Annotated in this window: 11 protein-coding genes and 2 tRNA genes; 5 read left to right on the top strand and 8 right to left on the bottom strand. The window is 34.8% G+C overall.

Annotated features, from left to right (window positions below; all coding sequences use genetic code 11):
• Positions 1 to 28: 28 nt before the first annotated feature.
• Together LNP81_RS09050 and LNP81_RS09045 are read right to left on the bottom strand one after the other, a co-directional pair.
• On the bottom strand, positions 29 to 3,094 hold the full coding sequence (locus LNP81_RS09050) for a TAT-variant-translocated molybdopterin oxidoreductase (protein ID WP_230035160.1): 3,066 nt from the start codon (positions 3,092 to 3,094) through the stop codon (positions 29 to 31).
• Between the two features lie 32 nt (positions 3,095 to 3,126).
• Entirely contained in the window at positions 3,127 to 4,458 is a 1,332-nt protein-coding gene (locus tag LNP81_RS09045) for a c-type cytochrome (protein ID WP_230035158.1), read from the bottom strand.
• 219 nt (positions 4,459 to 4,677) lie between these two features.
• Here LNP81_RS09045 and LNP81_RS09040 point away from each other — a divergent pair, with 219 nt between their 5' ends.
• Positions 4,678 to 5,067, top strand: a complete 390-nt coding sequence (locus LNP81_RS09040) for an SPOR domain-containing protein (RefSeq protein WP_230035156.1) — start codon at positions 4,678 to 4,680, stop codon at positions 5,065 to 5,067.
• Positions 5,068 to 5,308: 241 nt separating this feature from the next.
• Here the strand turns inward: LNP81_RS09040 and LNP81_RS09035 are convergent, their stop codons facing one another.
• From LNP81_RS09035 to rimP, 4 genes are all read right to left on the bottom strand, one after another.
• The gene (locus LNP81_RS09035; protein ID WP_230035154.1) at positions 5,309 to 6,094 is read right to left on the bottom strand and encodes an acid phosphatase; all 786 of its coding nucleotides are present in this window, start codon (positions 6,092 to 6,094) and stop codon (positions 5,309 to 5,311) included.
• A gap of 416 nt (positions 6,095 to 6,510) precedes the next feature.
• Positions 6,511 to 9,396: a translation initiation factor IF-2 gene (gene infB / locus LNP81_RS09030; RefSeq protein WP_230035151.1), complete on the bottom strand. Its 2,886-nt coding sequence runs from the start codon at positions 9,394 to 9,396 to the stop codon at positions 6,511 to 6,513.
• A gap of 48 nt (positions 9,397 to 9,444) precedes the next feature.
• On the bottom strand, positions 9,445 to 10,692 hold the full coding sequence (nusA, locus tag LNP81_RS09025; protein WP_230035149.1) for a transcription termination factor NusA: 1,248 nt from the start codon (positions 10,690 to 10,692) through the stop codon (positions 9,445 to 9,447).
• A 13-nt stretch (positions 10,693 to 10,705) separates the two neighbouring features.
• The gene (rimP, locus tag LNP81_RS09020) at positions 10,706 to 11,170 is read right to left on the bottom strand and encodes a ribosome assembly cofactor RimP (protein WP_065448130.1); all 465 of its coding nucleotides are present in this window, start codon (positions 11,168 to 11,170) and stop codon (positions 10,706 to 10,708) included.
• A gap of 174 nt (positions 11,171 to 11,344) precedes the next feature.
• Between rimP and LNP81_RS09015 the strand changes: the two genes are divergently transcribed.
• The 3 genes from LNP81_RS09015 (at position 11,345) to LNP81_RS09005 (ending at position 14,651) form a co-directional block, all read left to right on the top strand.
• On the top strand, positions 11,345 to 12,169 hold the full coding sequence (locus tag LNP81_RS09015; protein ID WP_230035148.1) for a universal stress protein: 825 nt from the start codon (positions 11,345 to 11,347) through the stop codon (positions 12,167 to 12,169).
• 197 nt (positions 12,170 to 12,366) lie between these two features.
• Positions 12,367 to 13,782 carry an aldehyde dehydrogenase family protein gene (locus LNP81_RS09010; RefSeq protein ID WP_230035146.1) on the top strand — a complete coding sequence of 472 codons (1,416 nt, stop codon included), beginning with the start codon at positions 12,367 to 12,369 and terminating at the stop codon, positions 13,780 to 13,782.
• Positions 13,783 to 13,844: 62 nt separating this feature from the next.
• The gene (locus LNP81_RS09005) at positions 13,845 to 14,651 is read left to right on the top strand and encodes a helix-turn-helix domain-containing protein (protein WP_230035144.1); all 807 of its coding nucleotides are present in this window, start codon (positions 13,845 to 13,847) and stop codon (positions 14,649 to 14,651) included.
• Between the two features lie 234 nt (positions 14,652 to 14,885).
• Here LNP81_RS09005 and LNP81_RS09000 read toward each other — a convergent pair.
• Positions 14,886 to 14,956: transfer RNA gene (locus LNP81_RS09000), tRNA-Gln, on the bottom strand.
• Positions 14,957 to 15,053: 97 nt separating this feature from the next.
• A tRNA-Gln gene (locus LNP81_RS08995) sits at positions 15,054 to 15,124 on the bottom strand.
• A 245-nt stretch (positions 15,125 to 15,369) separates the two neighbouring features.
• Between LNP81_RS08995 and LNP81_RS08990 the strand changes: the two genes are divergently transcribed.
• Complete coding sequence (locus tag LNP81_RS08990) at positions 15,370 to 18,648, top strand: glycosyltransferase family 117 protein (protein WP_230035142.1); 3,279 nt, start codon at positions 15,370 to 15,372, stop codon at positions 18,646 to 18,648.
• The last annotated feature ends 49 nt before the right edge of the window (positions 18,649 to 18,697 follow it).

The raw sequence follows: 18,697 nt of genomic DNA, 5'->3' as shown, positions 1-18,697 counted from the left end.
TTATATGTTTCTTAATTAATAATTTATTCTAAGTATTTCTAACTTTAACATGGTAAACCACATTAGGTTTTGTTCCAACATGCTCCAATAAGTGGTATGATCTATCATCAGCAGCTAATTTAGCTACTTTACTTTCAGCATCATTAACATCACCAAATATCATTGCTCCAGAAGAACAAGCATTTGAACATGCTGTCTGGAATTCACCATCAGCAACCGGACGACCTTCATTTTTAGCTTTTAGCTTAGTCGCCTGTGTCATTTGAATACACATAGAACATTTTTCCATAACTCCACGAGAACGAACGTTTACATCTGGATTTAATACCATACGTCCTAAATCATCATTCATGTGGTAATCGAATTCACTGTTTTTGTTGTACAAGAACCAGTTGAAACGACGTACTTTATACGGACAGTTGTTAGCACAGTAACGAGTACCAACACATCTGTTGTATGCCATATGATTTTGACCTTCACGACCGTGAGATGTTGCAGCAACCGGACAAACTGTTTCACATGGTGCGTGATTACAGTGCTGACACATTACTGGCTGGAAAGATACTTGTGGATTATCTCCTGCTTTTTCCATTTCATTAAATGTAGATAATGAACTAGATAAACCAGCGATATTCTCTTTTCTTTCGTTATCACCTTCAAAAGTACTTTCAGAAGAATAATATCTGTCGATACGCAACCAGTGCATATCACGGCTTCTTCTTACTTCTGCTTTACCTACAACTGGTACGTTGTTTTCAGCATGACAAGCAATAACACATGCTCCACAACCTGTACAAGCATTTAAGTCAATTGAAAGGTTAAAGTGATGTCCTGTAGAACGATCAAATGATTCCCATAAATCGACAGTTGTAGCTTTTACCTCTTCGTGATCTAAAGATACCATTGGTTGTTCGTTCCAATGCTCCGGATCCTCATCGTTAAAAGTTTTAAGAGTAGTTTCTTTAATGATATCTCCTCTTCCCATTAATGTTTTCTGTCCTTGAACACAAGCAAACTCATGAACACCATTCGCTTTCGCAATAGTAACAGATTGAACACTATTGAAATTTTTATATAAAGCATAGGCATTTAAACCTACCTGCATTTCATCTTTTAAAGCCGCTTTACGACCATAACCTAAAGCTAAACCAACTGTACCAACAGCTTGTCCTGGCTGAACAATCACTGGAACATTCTCTAATTTAGCTCCATCAGCAGTAGTAATAGTAGCATAACTACCATTCAAACCACCGTTTGCAACAATTTCATTTGTTAAGTTATACTTTTTAGCATCAGCATTCGAAACAGTTACATAGTTATCCCAAGAAACTCTTGTGATTGGATCAGGAAACTCTTGCAACCAAGGGTTGTTTGCTTGTTGACCATCTCCTAAACCTGTTTTAGTATACAATACCAATTCAAATTCTCCACCTGATTTTGATTTTGCAACAGCATTTGCAGCAGAAGCATAATCAACAGATCCAGCAGATAAAGCAGAAGAACCAATTACAAAAACACCATCATGCAAAACTTTGTTCCAAGAAGATCCTGTTACTACTGAAGCTGAATTAGCTTTAATATAATCATAGAAATTTCCAGGAGTTCCGTTTAATGATAATAAAACGTCTTGAAATTGTTTTGTATCGAATATAGGACGAATAGTTGGCTGAGTCAAACTATAAGTTCCTTTTGTAATCACAACATCTCCCCAAGCCTCTAAATAATGAGGTACCGGAGCAGCTATTGTAGTTATTGATGCGGTTTCATCTTCTTTTAAAGAAAAAGCAACCGAAGTTTTTACTTTTTTCAATCCAGATACAAAAGAAGCTGAATCAGCTAATGTATAAACTGGATTAATTCCGCTCATGATTAAAGTATGAACACTTCCAGCATTCATATCTTTTACCAATTGAGATACAACTGCATTAGATCCTTTTCTAATTTGTCTTGTACCTACTGTAGAAAAAGCTTCACTAGCCAACACCTGGTTGATAGCTAAAACTAATAATTGAGCATTTTTATCTTCAATCCCAGAAACTAAAACTCCTTTAGAACCAGCAAGTTTTAATTGCTGAGCAGCTTTAGTTGCTTCATCTTTAAATTTAGCATCCAAAGAAACAGCAACAGAAGAACCTGTGATAATATTATAAATTTGAACTAAAGCTTGTTTTTGATTTGCGGTACTCAAAGGAATACGCTTATCAGCAGCAGCTCCAGACAATGTCATGTTTGATTCGAACTGAAAGTGACGAGACATTTTTTTAGATCCGGTAGGTCCTGCCGGAATTCTACCTTGTGCATATCCTGCGTCATATCCACCACCTTGCCAATCTCCTAAGAAATCAGCTCCAACAGAAACAATTAAAGATGCTTTTGAAAAATCATAATCAACAAGAGCTCTTTCACCGTAAACTGTTTCAAATGCATCTAATGCTTCAGATGAAGAAACTGCATCATAAACAACATGCTTTGCATTAGGATTTTTAGCGATAAATTCACCAATTAATTTCTCAGTAGATGGACTCGCTAAAGTATTTGTCAACAATACCACTTGACCGCCTTTTGCTTTTGCATCAGCAAGACTTGATTTTATTCTCAAATCAACAGCAGACCAGCTACCATTTTTTCCATCCAATTTAGGTTCTTTCAAACGCATACTATCATATAATGATAAGATAGACGCATGAATTCTAGCATTGGCCGAAAACTTAGCTCCAGAAATAGTATTGTTATCAATTTTAATTGGACGACCCTCACGAGTTTTTACTAATAAGTTAGCAAAATCAAAACCATCAAAAACAGTAGTTGCATAATAATCAGCAACACCAGGAATGATTTGTTCTGGTTGTAACACATATGGTATAGACTTGTGAACAGGACCTTCGCAAGCAGCAAGTGTAACGGCTGCAGTACTAAATCCTACGTACTTTAAAAAGTCACGACGTGAAGTTCCAGATGAAGCTAAAGCATCTGCATTTCCTAAGAATTCTTCAGTAGGAATTTCTTCAACAAATTCGTTATTTCTAAGCGCCTCAACAATAGAACTATTCTCTAGTTCTTCAACACTTTTCCAGTATTTTTTGTTTGATGACATTGTATATAAATATTAAAATCTTAATAATTCGATTAATAGTGGCATTTACCGCATTCTAAACCTCCCATTTGCGCTGCAGTCAATTTTTCTACACCGTATTTTTTAGAAAGTTCAGCATGAATTTTATCATAGTAAGCATTTCCTTCCATCTTAACATCGGTTTTTCTATGGCAATCAACACACCATCCCATTGTTAATTTAGAATATTGCTTCATGATCTCAAATTCCTGCACTGGACCGTGACAAGTTTGACATTCAATTCCTGCAACAGAAACGTGTTGAGAGTGATTGAAGTAAACAAAATCAGGAAGATTATGAATACGAACCCATTTTACAGGCTGCGTTTTTCCAGTATAAGCTTGCTTGGCTTTATCCCAACCAACGGCATCATATAATTTTTGGATTTGAGCATCGTAAAATGCTTTGCTGTACTCAGGAGTAGCAGTAGTTTCAGCAACTTCAGAAATGTTTTTATGACAGTTCATACAAACATTCAAAGAAGGAATACCAGCTGTTTTACTCACACGAGCAGCAGAGTGACAATATTTACAATTGATTTCGTTATCTCCAGCGTGAATCTTATGAGAATAGTGAATTGGCTGAATTGGCTCATAGTTTTGATCAACTCCTACTTGCATTAAGAATGCATATACGAAATAACCACTTGCCAAAAGCAAAAATATAGAAGTAACCAATACAAGAAATTGGTTTTTAGCAAAAGCTTTCCAGATTGGAGTTCTAGCTTCTCTAGGAGCAACTTCGATTCCGTTATTACTTGCTACTTTAGTCAACACCTTGTTCACCATGAACAACATAACAACTAAAATTGCCATTACAAGAGCAAGAGCCCCTAAAATAATATTATTTGAGATTCCACCACCTTCAACATTAGTTCCAGGAGGAGTAGCAGCGCCAGGAGCGCCTGCAGCAGGCTCAGCTTTTACCTCAGAAGTATAAGCGATGATATTATCAATATCACCAGTTGACAATTGAGGAAAAGAAGTCATTACTGACTTGTTGTTTTCTTCAAAAAGTTTAACTGCAACAGCATCTCCTGATTTAATCATTTCAGAGCTGTTATGCACCCACTTGTAAATCCATGCCATATCATGTTTGGCAGCAACCCCTCTTAGGGCCGGACCAGTTGACTTAGCATCTAATTTGTGACATGCAGCGCAATTTGCATTAAAAAGTTCTTTCCCTTTTACTGGATCACCACCTGCAGCAGCAGCCGGAGCAGCAGCTTCAGGCGCCGCCGGAGCAGCAGCATCTTGAGCAAATGAAGTTAGGGAGAAAATTAACGTTAGCGATAAGCTAAGTAGTAATTTTCTTGAGATCGAATTATGGTTACCCACCTTTTTCATATAGTATAATAATTATCTACTAATTTTTGGTATGATTTTTTCTATATCAAATCAACGAAAAACTAATACCTTCTTTTAAAACTTGCACAAAAATACGACTTATGAACTATTCTCAAAACCTTAAAATACTCTTAAATATCAATTTATATCAATTCTAAATAATATTAAAATTTTACATACAAACTTTAAATCTTATTTTTGCATAAAAACCATCACATTATGAGAATTTTAACCCCTTCAAAAAGAGTTTTCTTAACACTAACAATGTTCACTTTAGCATATAATATTCATGCTCAAGACCAAAATTTAATCGTAAATCAAGACCCTAAATTTGAGCAGTTACTGAATGAAAAACGAAAAATTAACACGTCAATAAATACAAACGATACTTACAAAATTCAAATCTTTAGCGGTAAAAGCGAAGAAGCAAAGAAAACGTTATCGGATTTTAAAAGGGAATTTAACACTATTGACGGAACAATAATTTTCAATACACCAAACTACAAAGTAATGGTAGGGAATTTCAAAACAAGAATAGAGGCTGAACGAAATTTAGCCGACATTAAAAAGAGATTCAAAAGTGTCTTTTTAATCAAACCAAGCAAATAAACACATTACAAACACACAAAAAGCGAGATTCAATCTCGCTTTTTTTATACAACTAAATGAAGCCTTTTCAATAAAGAAATATCTTTTTTTTGTTGATGCAAGTATTTACCATTTTCAAGCCTATGCATATTTCCACAACTGATTCAAAAATACCCTAAAGAAAAAAAGTACATAAGCACAAATAATTAACCTGAGAACCCTAAATCTATTTTGCAAACAAAACAGTATTATTAAATCAAACTCAATTTTTATCGCCTGTCACTTTCTTATCCAGCAGCTTGATTTCTTCTTTTACCAAAGCCAAATCTACCTGAAAATCACTATTAACATAAAGGCAGTCAACAGTCGCCTTCCCCATTAACCTTCCTTTTTCAACATCACTATACCAATGTGCATTACAAACCACACGACTTTCACCAAAATCGTATCCACGCTTTAGAATAGACTCTTCCTTATCAGGAAAAATATCACTAAAAACCAATGACCATGCCCAGCCAACAGCCGCATGTCCAGAAGGAAAAGAACCAACTTTACGCAACGCATCTTCCTGATCCGGAGTACATGTTTTTGCATTATTAAGCACAAATGGCCGCTCGCGGTTATAATAATTTTTAGCAGCATAAGTGGACAATCCGGCATCAGTCATTACTCTTCGCATAAACACATATAATCTAGGCGTATTAATTTCAGTAATTTCGATACCTAAAGTAGACTCAAAAGATTTAACCGCAGCAGGAAAAGATAAATTTGCATCAAGGCCGGCCTGTAAAAAACGGACACTATCTTTAAATTCTATAGCATTCTTAGCATATTCTAAATCAAACGCCAAAGCTTTAGAAGAGATTTTTGGCGGAGGCGGCAATAACACCAGACTATTTGGCATTTCCTCTTCAGACAAATACCCGCTCAATAAGTCTGGCATTATCTCTCTTAATTGTTCAACATTTTCAAAAGTCCTAAAGACACTATTTGACTTAAAACCTTTATTTACAAGTTTGCTAATAATATGAATTAACTTAAGCTTCATACAGATATTGTTTAACTATATATCATCCTGACAATTTGATCCTAACACATAACATCTTCTACCCAAAATAAACTTCCAACCACTTAAATCACCTCAAAATAAAAACGCTTTAACAACCGCATAATAATAGATACTCCAATAAACACCACAAAAAAATTATAACTTATTTTTGAATAAGAAATAACTGTAATTAAACTACAAAGAAATCAACAATTGACATACAAATCGCAATCAATATCTTACATTTTTGTTTCATTTTATAAATTGCAACAAATAAACAAACATAAAAAAATACTATCAATCGAATTATCACTTCCACCCTGCTCTAACATTTTTTTAGCGTAATCCATCAAAAACTATATAGCGCAAAAAAAGTCCCAATTTTCATTGGGACTTTAAAATATAATTATTGAATATTATTTCAATTTCTTTTTGATTGCAACTTCATGGTATGCTTCAATAACATCTCTTTCTTCGATGTCGTTGTAACCTTTAATCTGAATACCACAATCGTATCCTTTAGACACTTCTTTAACATCATCTTTGAAACGTTTCAATGCAACAAGTTCTCCTGTATGCACCACTACTCCTTCTCTAATAACTCTAATTTTAGAAGTTCTCATGATTTTACCATCCATCACCATGCAACCAGCGATTGAACCCACTTTAGAAATTTTGAAAATCTCACGAATCTCAGCAGTTCCTAAAATTTCTTCTTTCATCTCTGGAGCTAACATTCCTTCCATTGCATCTTTTAAGTCATCGATAGCAGCGTAGATAATAGAGTAGTAACGGATATCGATTTCTTCTTTATCTGCAAGTTGTCTCGCATTTCCTGCAGGACGAACGTTAAATCCGATAATGATCGCATCAGAAGCAGAAGCCAACATAACGTCAGTTTCAGTAATTGCTCCAACACCTTTATGGATAATATTAATCTGAACTTCTTCTGTAGAAAGTTTAGAGAACGAATCTGATAATGCTTCAACAGATCCATCAACGTCTCCTTTAAGGATCACGTTTAATTCTTTAAACTGACCAAGAGCAATACGACGTCCAATTTCATCAAGTGTAATATGACGCTGAGTACGTACAGATTGTTCACGCATTAATTGAGAACGTTTAGACGCAATTTGTTTTGCTTCTTTTTCATCTTCAAACACATTGAACTTATCCCCTGCAGTAGCTGCACCATCTAAACCTAATACTGATACCGGAGTCGAAGGACCAGCTTCTTTAACAATATGCCCGCGTTCGTCATGCATAGCTTTAATCTTACCATGATGCTTACCAGCCAACATATAATCTCCAACTCTTAAAGTTCCGTGTTGAACTAAAATTGTAGAAACATATCCTTTTCCTTTATCCAAGAAAGCCTCAACTACAGTTCCCTGAGCTGCTTTATTTGGATTCGATTTTAAATCTAAAATTTCAGCTTCTAATAAAACTTTTTCTAATAATTCTTTTACACCTGTTCCAACTTTTGCAGAAATATCATGTGACTGAATTTTTCCACCCCAATCTTCAACAAGTAAATTCATACTAGCCAAGCGCTCTTTGATCTTCTCAACATTAGCATTTGGTTTATCAATTTTATTGATTGCAAATATAATTGGCACTCCCGCAGCTTGTGCGTGAGAAATTGCTTCTTTTGTTTGTGGCATGATATCATCATCCGCAGCAACAACGATAATAGCGATATCGGTAACCTGAGCTCCACGGGCACGCATCGCGGTAAACGCCTCGTGACCCGGTGTATCTAAGAATGCGATTTTTTGACCGTTATCTAAAGTTACTCCGTACGCTCCAATATGCTGTGTAATACCTCCAGACTCACCAGCGATAACATTTTCTTTACGAATATAATCCAGTAAAGATGTCTTACCGTGATCGACGTGACCCATTACAGTAACAATTGGTGCCCTAACTACTAAATCTTCTTCTTTATCTTCAACTATTTCAATAGCATCTTCAATATCAACTGTAATAAACTCAACTTCATAACCAAACTCATCCGCTACAATAGTTAATGTTTCAGCATCCAAACGTTGGTTCATAGTTACCATGATACCAAGAGACATACAAGTTCCAATTACTTTAGTAATCGGCACATCCATCATGATTGCAATTTCACCTACAGTAACAAACTCAGTAACTTTAATAGTTTTACTTCCTTCGTCAATAGCTCTTTGCTCTTCATCAGATTTCTGACGGTGCGTATCTCTTTTATCTCTTCTGTATTTAGCAGCTTTTGATTTTCCACCTTTACCCTGAAGTTTTTCAAGAGTTTCTCTAATTTGGTTTTTTACTTCCTCTTCAGTAGGCTCAACTTTAGCAACAATTGCAGGACGGTTTCCTTTTACAAAACCAGGTCTTGCACTTCTGTTAGCATTAAAACCTCCACCACCGGTATTTGGTGTAATTTTATTTGGGTTTGGAGTTCCCGGCGCATGACCTGTTGCAGGTTTTGGCGCACCCGGAGTTCCAGGTTTAGGAGCAATTCTTTTACGCTTATTTTTGTTAGCGTTATTATTAGCTCCAGGAGCTCCCGGTTTATTCGGAGTTATCTTTGGATCTTCTTTCTTTTTCTTAGGCTTATTAAATTGAGATAAATCAATTGTTTGACCCGTAAGAGTAGTTCCAGATAATTTTTGATATTGCGTAGTGATTGTTTCCTCTGCAGTTGCGGGATCAGTTGAAACAACTGGTTCCTGAGCTACTTTTGGAGTCTCAACTTTCACTTCTTTTACTTCTTTTTTCTCTGTAATAATAGGTTTTTCTACCTTTTTCTCTTCAGAAACTACAGGAGCCACCGGCTCAGGCTGTACAATTTCTTTTTGAACAGGTTTTTCTGGTTGAGTCGGAGCAACAACTACTTTTGGCTCTTCAACTTTTGCTGGTTCTTCAGCAGGAGGAGAAACAACAGTAGGTTTCTTCGGATTTAAATCAATTTTACCAACTTGAACAGGTCCGGTTACAACAGCTCTCGCTTTTATAATCTCTTGTTGCTTTTGGCGTTCCTCGTCTTGTCTGCGTTTGTCTTCAATTTCTTTTTCACGTTCTACACGCAAAGCTTCTTTTTCTTTTCTTTTCTCTTCACCCACTTCTTTAGAAGCTTCTTTGTTCCCCTTATCGCCCGCAAATTGGCTTTGTAGGATATTAAATTCGCTATCAGAAATTTTCGCATTTGGATTTGCATCAATAGCAATTCCCTTATCTTTTAGATAATCAACAGCTCTTTCTAACGAAATATTTAATTCCCTTAAAACCTTGTTTATTCTTATTACTCTCTCTTCAGACATATAACCTTTTTATTATTACCTTTTTCGTTGTGTTGTTAGAGCAGATAACTAGCTATCAAACTCTTCTTTTAGTATTTTCATAACATCAAGAATAGTTTCCTCTTCTAAATCTGTTCTTCTTACTAAATCTTCTACTTCTTGCTTTAAGATACTTCTAGCTGTATCTAAACCAATTTTTGCAAATTCTTCGATAACCCAGCCTTCAATTTCATCTGAAAACTCAGTTAATTCAACGTCATCATCTTCACCACTAGCAACATCACCTTCTCTGATAACATCTAGCTCGTAGCCTGTTAGCTGACCCGCTAATTTTATATTATGACCACCTCTACCAATTGCTTTAGAAACTTCTTCTAATTTCAAGAAAACTTCAGCTCTTTTATTTTCTTCATCAATTTTGATTGAAGAAACTTTTGCAGGGCTTAATGCTCTTGTGATAAACAATTGAATGTTACTTGTATAGTTGATTACGTCAATATTTTCGTTTCCTAACTCACGAACAATTCCGTGAATACGAGATCCTTTCATACCAACACATGCTCCAACAGGATCAATTCTGTCATCATAAGAATCCACTGCTACTTTTGCTTTTTCACCCGGAATACGTACTACGCTTTTAACCGTAATCAAACCGTCGAATACTTCAGGAATTTCTTGTTCAAACAATTTTTCTAAAAACTTCTCAGAAGTTCTAGACATAATAATTTGAGGCTTATTTCCTTTTAATTCAACACTTTCAATGATTCCGCGAACGTTATCTCCTTTACGGAAAAAGTCAGATGGAATTTGTTTTTCTTTTGGAAGCACAATTTCATTTCCTTCATCATCGACCAAAATTACAACTCTTGGGCGAACATGGTGCACTTCGGCAGTATAAATATCACCAATAATATCTTTAAATTGTTTATAAAGATTTGTATTATCGTGTTCGTGAATTTTAGATATCAAGTTTTGACGCAAAGCCAAAATAGCTCTTCTTCCTAAGTCAATCAATTTAACCTCTTCAGAAACTTCTTCACCAATTTCAAAATCCGCTTCGATCATTCTTGCTTCAGTCAAGGTAATTTCTTCGTTCTCAAAATCCAGATCTTCATCAGCAACGATTACTCTTCTTCTCCAAATCTCCATATCTCCCTTATCAGGATTTATAATGATGTCAAAGTTATCATCAGAACCGTATTTTTTCTTTAATGCATTTCTAAACACGTCCTCTAAAATTGCCATAAGCGTTACACGATCAATAAGTTTATTATCTTTAAACTCTGAGAATGAATCGATTAATGCTAAATTTTCCATGCGAATTCTTTAATTAAAATGTTACTGTAACAATTGCCTCTTTAATTTCTGTATAAGGTATTTGTTGCTCTTTTTGAACTGTTTCTTTTCCTTTTCCTACTTTTTTCGGTTCTCTAGCCTGCCAAGACAAAATTATAAAAACATCGTTAGCTTCTACTAATTCTGCTTCAATTTTTTCATTATTTGTAGTAACAATCAATGTTCTACCAATATTTTTGATGTATTGTCTTGTCATTTTCAATGGTGATCCTACTCCAACCGATGCTACTTCAAGCGAAAAATCCTGCTCTTCACGATCCAGATTATTCTCGATTGCACGACTCACATCAATACAATCCTGTAGCGCCACTCCATTATCCCCATCTAAACCTACACTAATTTTGAAAGAGTCTGAAATAGCCAGATCAATCAAAAAGATTGATGGCTTTTCTAAAAGAGCCTCCGCTATTAATCCGTTTACTTTTTCTTTAAATGTCATAATTTTATAAAAAGAGGGGACACTTAGTCCCCTCATTATTTAGATTTTAATAAATAACGGTGCAAATATAGTGTTTTTTTTATAAATCAAAATAAATAGATTGCTCTAAAAATATTTCTTACCTTTATGAGTGCATTAAATTAACAGAATTTCACATTATTTAACCCAAAAACTATGAAACGAATTCTAGTACCTACCGACTTTTCTGAACATGCCGAAAATGCCTTAAAAGTCGCTGCACAAATTGCACAAAAACACAACTCTGAAATCATCGTTTTGCACATGCTGGAATTACCCAGCCAAATGAATGATGCTGTCCTGGGAGGCGCAAGCATTCCCGAAACCATGCTTTTTATGAAAAAAGCAAACGAAATGCTGGACGAAGTTTCCTCAAGACCATATTTAGACGGAATACCAGTAACTGAAATTGTAAAAATGGACAAGCCTATTCACGGCATTTCGCAAGTAAGCAAAGAATACAACGTTGATCTAATTGTAATGGGATCCCACGGCTCTTCTGGCATTGAAGAATTATTAATAGGATCAAACACTGAAAAAGTAGTTCGCAATTCTGAAATTCCCGTTTTAGTAATCAAAAAAGACATTTCTAATTTTAATGCCACTAATATTGTATTTGCATCTGACTTTTCAGACGAAACAAAAAAACCATTCGAAAAACTTTTAAACTTTACCAAATTCTTCGACTCAAAACTACATTTGGTTACAATTTGCACACCAAACAGTTTTAAACCAACTCACGTTGTAGAAAAAGCAATGAACGAGTTCGCAAACGAATTTAACCTTACAAATTACGCAACACATATTTACAATGACACCAATATCGAAAAAGGAATCATCAACTTTTCAAACAGCATAAACGCAGATATCGTCGGAATGTGCACACACGGAAGAACTGGTTTCGCTCACTTTTTTAACGGAAGCATCAGCGAAGGTTTAGTAAACCATTCAGTCAAACCTGTAATAACATTCAAAATATAAAACAGGCTTCTTTATAAGTTCAACACAAAATAAAAGCTTCTCAATTGAGAAGCTTTTTCTATTCATTACACATACAATTCTTTCATTTATCACTTTTTTTAATGAGCTTTCCAACAAAGTCACATTGAGCTTTTCAACAAAGTCAGCAGCGTTCTTTATCCAGATCTTTGTCTAATAAAATTCTTAAATATTAGAACATGAAAACAATAGACAAAATCTACATTAACGGAGAATTTACTACTCCACTAGGAACAGAATATTTTGACCTAATAAGCCCTACCACAAATGAAAAACTAGGAAAAGTACTTTTAGGAAATCAAAAAGATACACAAAACGCTATAGCAGCTGCAAAAGAAGCATTTAAAACTTTTTCTAAAACTACAACAAAAGAAAGAATTCAATATTTACAAAGCATCAAAGCTTCTATCGAAAAAAGAAAAAGCGAATTTATTGATGTCATGGTTGAAGAATACGGCGGAACATTACAATTTGCAACGATAAGCTATGAATACATAATAAAAGGTTTCGACTCTACAATTGCCCTGGTAAACACCTACGATTTTACTAAAACAATGGGAGAATCTGAAGTTCAGATGACACCACTGGGAGTAGTTGGAATTATTATTCCCTGGAATTCGAGCAACGGCTTTATCTGCAGCAAGCTATCAACAGCAATAGCAGCAGGATGTACAACAGTGATAAAACCAAGCGAAATGAGCGCACAGCAAAGTCAATTAATCACCGAATGTCTCCACGAAGCAGGATTACCAAAAGGCGTTTTTAACATTGTAAACGGATTAGGCGAAATTGTTGGAGCAGAAATAAGCCGTCATCCGGATATTGCCAAAATCTCATTTACCGGATCTACCAATGTTGGAAAAATCATCGCAAAAGAAGCCGTAAACACCATGAAACGCGTTACTCTTGAACTGGGCGGAAAATCCCCTAATATTATCCTGGATGATGCTAATTTAAACCAGGCAATTCCACTTGCCGTAATCGCTGCCTATATGAACAGCGGGCAAGCGTGCATTGCAGGAACCAGATTACTTGTACCAGAAAACAGACTAGACGAAGTAAAAGAACTTATAAAAGAAACGATATCAAAAACTATTGTTGGCGATCCAAAAAACACAACAACCGCAGTTGGCCCAATGGTAAGCACGAAACAATACGAACGTGTTCAAAACTACATTCAGATTGGTATTGATGAAGGCGCAGAAGTTCTAACCGGAGGATTAGGCAAACCCGAAGGATTAGAGAAAGGAAATTTTGTAAAACCAACTGTTTTTGTAAACGTAAACAATCAAATGCGAATTGCAAGAGAAGAAATTTTTGGACCTGTTTTATCTATTATAACATACAAAACCGAAGAAGAAGCAATTGAAATAGCCAATGACACCACTTACGGATTACAAGCCTACGTAAGTTCATCAGACGAAAAACGAGCTCACAAAGTTGCTTCACAAATAAACGCAGGCCGTGTTCAAATAAACGGAATTGGCCATGATCCGATGGCGCCTTTTGGAGGATTTAAACAATCCGGAATTGGCAGAGAATTTGGCACATTAGGACTCGAAGCATATCTTGAACCAAAAGCATTAATTCGATAAACATCAAAAGATCCAGAAAGTCTTTCAGAAAGATTTCTGGATCTTTTTGTAACTTTACAATTATGACAACAAAATCAACATCAAAACCCAAAATACTCTACTCCTGCTACTATACACGTAGCCGTGAAGGAGAAAATTTCATACCGGAACACGTGTTTAGTTATCAGATTGCCGGAGAAATGATCGCTTCAGACAGCAAAAACACCTACCATTCAAAAGAAGGTGATTTTCGTTTTAGCAAAAGAAATCATTTAGCCAAATTCGTTAAGATTCCGCCAGAAGGAGGCGAATTCAAAACAATTTCACTTTTCTTAGATCAGGAAATCTTACGCGAGATAAGCGCTGAATATAATTTCAAAACAAACAAAAGACCAGATTCTGAAACCATGATTTCTTTAACTCCAAATCCTTTGTATAAATCTTTTATGGATTCGCTTATTTCTTATCTAGAAGTAGAACAAGAAGACAATGAAAGCTTATTTAATTTAAAAATAAAAGAAGCTGTACATCTTTTACTTAAAGTAAATCCAGAATTAAAAGATATTTTATTTGATTTTAATGAGCCCGGCAAAATCGATCTGGAAGCTTTTATGAATAAGAACTTTCATTTTAACGTACATCTTACCCGATTTGCTTATCTCACCGGAAGAAGTTTAGCAACATTTAAAAGAGATTTTCAAAAAGCTTTTCAGGAAACACCAGGGAAATGGCTATTAAACAAAAGACTACAAGAGGCTTACTACTTAATCAACCAAGGAAAATCTCCATCAGAAGTTTATATCGGAGTAGGCTTTGAAGACTTATCCCATTTTTCATTTTCATTTAAAAAGAAATTTGGTATTGTTCCGTCTTCTTTATTATTGAAATAAAACTATTATATAAATTCCAATTTTGAAAATTCCAATTTCCAAACTATATAAATTGAGAAACAATGACGATCCTTGTTCTTAAGATTAAAACCCCGAACTATTAATAAAACACAAATTTCACAATATTCACCTATTTTCCACCTATTCCAGAAATTGAATTTGGAATTTTCAAAATTGAGATTTTCAAAAAGTTCATCGCATAAAAAAAGCCTCTCAATTGAGAGGCTTTTTATGTTGGTCTACAAGGACTCGAACCTTGAAAGACTGCACCAAAAACAGTTGTGTTACCATTACACCATAGACCAGTAAGAATGCTTACGCGAATGCAAATTTAAAGCTTTTTTTAGTTTTCACAACTTTATTTTTGAATAAAAAAGCCTCTCGATTGAGAGGCTTTTTATGTTGGTCTACAAGGACTCGAACCTTGAAAGACTGCACCAAAAACAGTTGTGTTACCATTACACCATAGACCAGCGTTGCTGTTAAGCGAGTGCAAATTTAGAGCTTTTTTTAGTTTGCGCAAACTTTTTGATAAAAAAAATTCGTTTTTTTTCGTTTTTTCTTCTCCGCAACTCGTAATCTTTTTACAAGTATTTCACAAACAACACATTACTCACAACAAATACTTTTGTAGATTTTTATGTTAATGCTCTTCTCTTTCAACAAAAAAACATTTTCTTTGTAAGATAGAAAATACACATAATTATAACACCTAAATATGGCACAATTCAATTTCAATAAATGGAATACAATTATTGGTTGGTTTGCATTTGCAATCGCTTTAACTACCTATACATTAACTGTTGAACCAACTATGAGCTTCTGGGATTGTGGCGAATATATTGCCACAGCAGCTAAATTAGAAGTTGGTCACCCTCCCGGAGCACCTTTATTCCAAATGATGGGCGCTTTTTTTGCCATGTTTGCTATCGATGCTCAGCATGTTGCAGTAATGGTTAATATGATGTCTGTTTTTTCAAGCGCATTTACTATTTTGTTTATGTTTTGGTCTTCATCTATGATTTTGAAAAAGATTATAGAACGTTTTTCTGAAATCAATCAAAACAATTCAATTGTTATTCTGGGAAGCTCTTTTGTTGGCGCTCTTGCCTACACTTTCTCTGATAGCTTCTGGTTTAATGCTGTTGAAGCCGAAGTTTATGCTATGGCTTCTTTATTAATTGCGTTACTTTTCTGGCTTGGTCTTCGTTGGGAACAAGACATGGATAAACCTAAAGGAAATAAATGGTTATTAGTCATTTCATTAGTTATCGGACTTTCGTTTGGAGTTCACTTTATGGCTTTACTAACTATTCCTTCAATAGGATTTCTTTACTATTTTAAGCATTACGAAAAAGTTACAATCAAAAACTTTCTTATTGCCAATGTTGTAGTAATTGGTGTTTTATTATTCATCTTCAAATTGCTTTTACCATTAACAATGGAAGCATTTGCTGATACTGAAGTTTTCATGGTAAACAGTTTTGGATTACCATTTAACTCAGGAACTTTATTTGTAGCTTTAATTCTAATTGCTTTCTTTTATTTTGGATTAAAATTCACCAAACAAAAAGGATTGGTTTTCTATAACACCATCATTCTTTGCATCTTATTTATCTTCATTGGTTTCTCGACCTGGATGATGCTGCCGGTTCGTGCTAATGCAAACCCAGTGATCAACGAGAACAAACCATCAGATGCTGCCGAGGTTTTAGCATATTACAATCGTGAACAATACGGTGTAAACCCTTTGTTTTATGGTCCTCAATACACAGAAGTTTTTGCTGGCCTTGATGCAAAAAACCCATACTCAGACAAAAAACCTAACTACGAAAGAGACTATAAAACCGGCAAATATATCATTACCAATAATTATAAAAATGCCAGTCAAAATTCAGACGACAATCAAAAGGCGCTTTTACCAAGAATGTGGAGTACTGAAACAGGACATATTCAAAACTATATCAGTTTTACAAATCCTCCTAAATTCAAAATAAATCCTAACTACGATTACGAACAGGATTTAGGAAAATACGGAATTGACGCAAGCCAGCTAAGCGAAGATGAATACAATAAAGCTACAGCACAATTGCGTAATGAAGTTGAAAAAACAATTTCTGAATTCAGAAACGCTTATGCTCAAAAGCAAATTGACAACGAAGGATACGTTAAATTCCTAAAAAGTTATGGCGATTATTTAATCATCGAAAAACCAACAGCTGTAGATAATTTCAGCTTTATGTTCGAATACCAATTTGGATATATGTACTGGAGATATTTAATGTGGAATTTCGTTGGACGCCAAAGTGACGTTCAGGGTAAATATGACAATCTTGACGGAAACTGGATTAGCGGAATCAAAGCTCTTGACTCTTTGCATCTAGGTTCTCAAGACAATTTACCATCAGATGTTTTAAACAATAAAGGAAGAAACGTTTATTTCTTCTTGCCATTTATTTTAGGCCTTATAGGGTTAATGTATCACGCAAATAAAGATCTTAAAAGTTTTTATGTGCTTTTAGCATTATTCCTTTTTACCGGAATCGCATTAAAAATTTACCTGAACGAGCGACCTTTTGAACCTCGTGAAAGAGACTATGCGCTAGTAGGATCCTTTTATGTGTTTGCCATCTGGATAGGTTTTGGAGTTTATTCTCTCTATGAAACTATTCAAAAATACATTGCTCCTAAAATTGCAGGCCCGGTTATTATTGCCGCAAGTTTATTAGCTGCTCCTGTTTTAATGGCGGCTCAAAACTGGGATGATCACGACAGATCAGGAAAATATACGGCAGTTGCAATGGCAAAAGCTTACCTGAATTCTTGTGATAAAGATGCTATTTTATTTACAATTGGAGATAATGATACGTTCCCGTTATGGTATGCACAGGAAATTGAAGGCATTAGAACCGATGTTAAAATTGTAAATACAAGTTTATTTATGACAGATTGGTATATTGATCAAATGAAAGCAAAAGCTTATGAGTCAGATCCGTTACCAATATCTTTTACACACGATCAATATGTGGGTGATAATTTAGATTATGTTGCTCATATTCCTAAAATCGAAACACGCTGGAACATAAAAGATTTCATTGATTTTATTAAAAATCCAAAATCGACTGTAGGTTTACAAAACGGACAAACAATTCATTTTTATCCAACAAATAAAATCAGACTTAATGTTGATAAAGAAGCTATAATTAAAAATAAAGTTGTTAATCCTAAATACAACGATTCTATCGTACCTTATATGGATATTGACATCAAAGGAAGTGCGTTATACAAAAATCGCCTAATGATGCTTGATATCCTTGCTAATAACAACTGGAAAAGACCAATTTATTTTAGTGGAGGCGCTTTTGACGATGAAGATTATTTATGGTTGAAAGATTATTTACAACTAGACGGAATGGTGTACAAATTAGTTCCTATTAGAAACACACCTTCAAAAGATGGCGGACCTATGGACATGGGACAAATTGATGCTGATAAAATGTACGACATTGTAATGAAATGGGATTGGGGGAACAGTAACGGTAACATTTACCATGATCCTGAAACCAGAAGAAACAGTATTACATACCGCACAAACTTGTCACGTTTAATGAACCAGCTTATTGCAGAAGGCAAAATTGATAAAGCCAAAAACATTATCAACTTAGCAATAACAAAAATGCCACTTGATAAATACGGATATTACTCTTTAGTAGAACCATTTGCAGGAGGATATTATAAAGTTGGCGAAACTGCAAAAGCACATGATTTGCTAGATAAACTAGTTAACAAATACAAAGAAGAACTAAATTATTACGCAACACTTACACCTGGCGATCAAACCGACTTAGCTATTGATATCATTACCGATATTGAGCGTTACAGAAGCTTATTGCAAGTGATGAAAGAAAATAAAGATCTTGCTTTCTACGAAAAACACAAAGTGACATTTAATACTTATGTAAATGTTTTTGAACGTTTTGGAAGAGAAAAAGAATAATAATATACGAAAAACATAGCAATTAAAAAAATGCAGCGCAACTTGATAA

Source organism: Flavobacterium piscisymbiosum (genome assembly GCF_020905295.1).
GTDB classification, from domain to species: Bacteria; Bacteroidota; Bacteroidia; order Flavobacteriales; family Flavobacteriaceae; genus Flavobacterium; species Flavobacterium piscisymbiosum.
The sequence above is the reverse complement of the archived record's forward strand: the minus strand, read 5'-3'. Positions and strand labels throughout refer to the sequence as shown.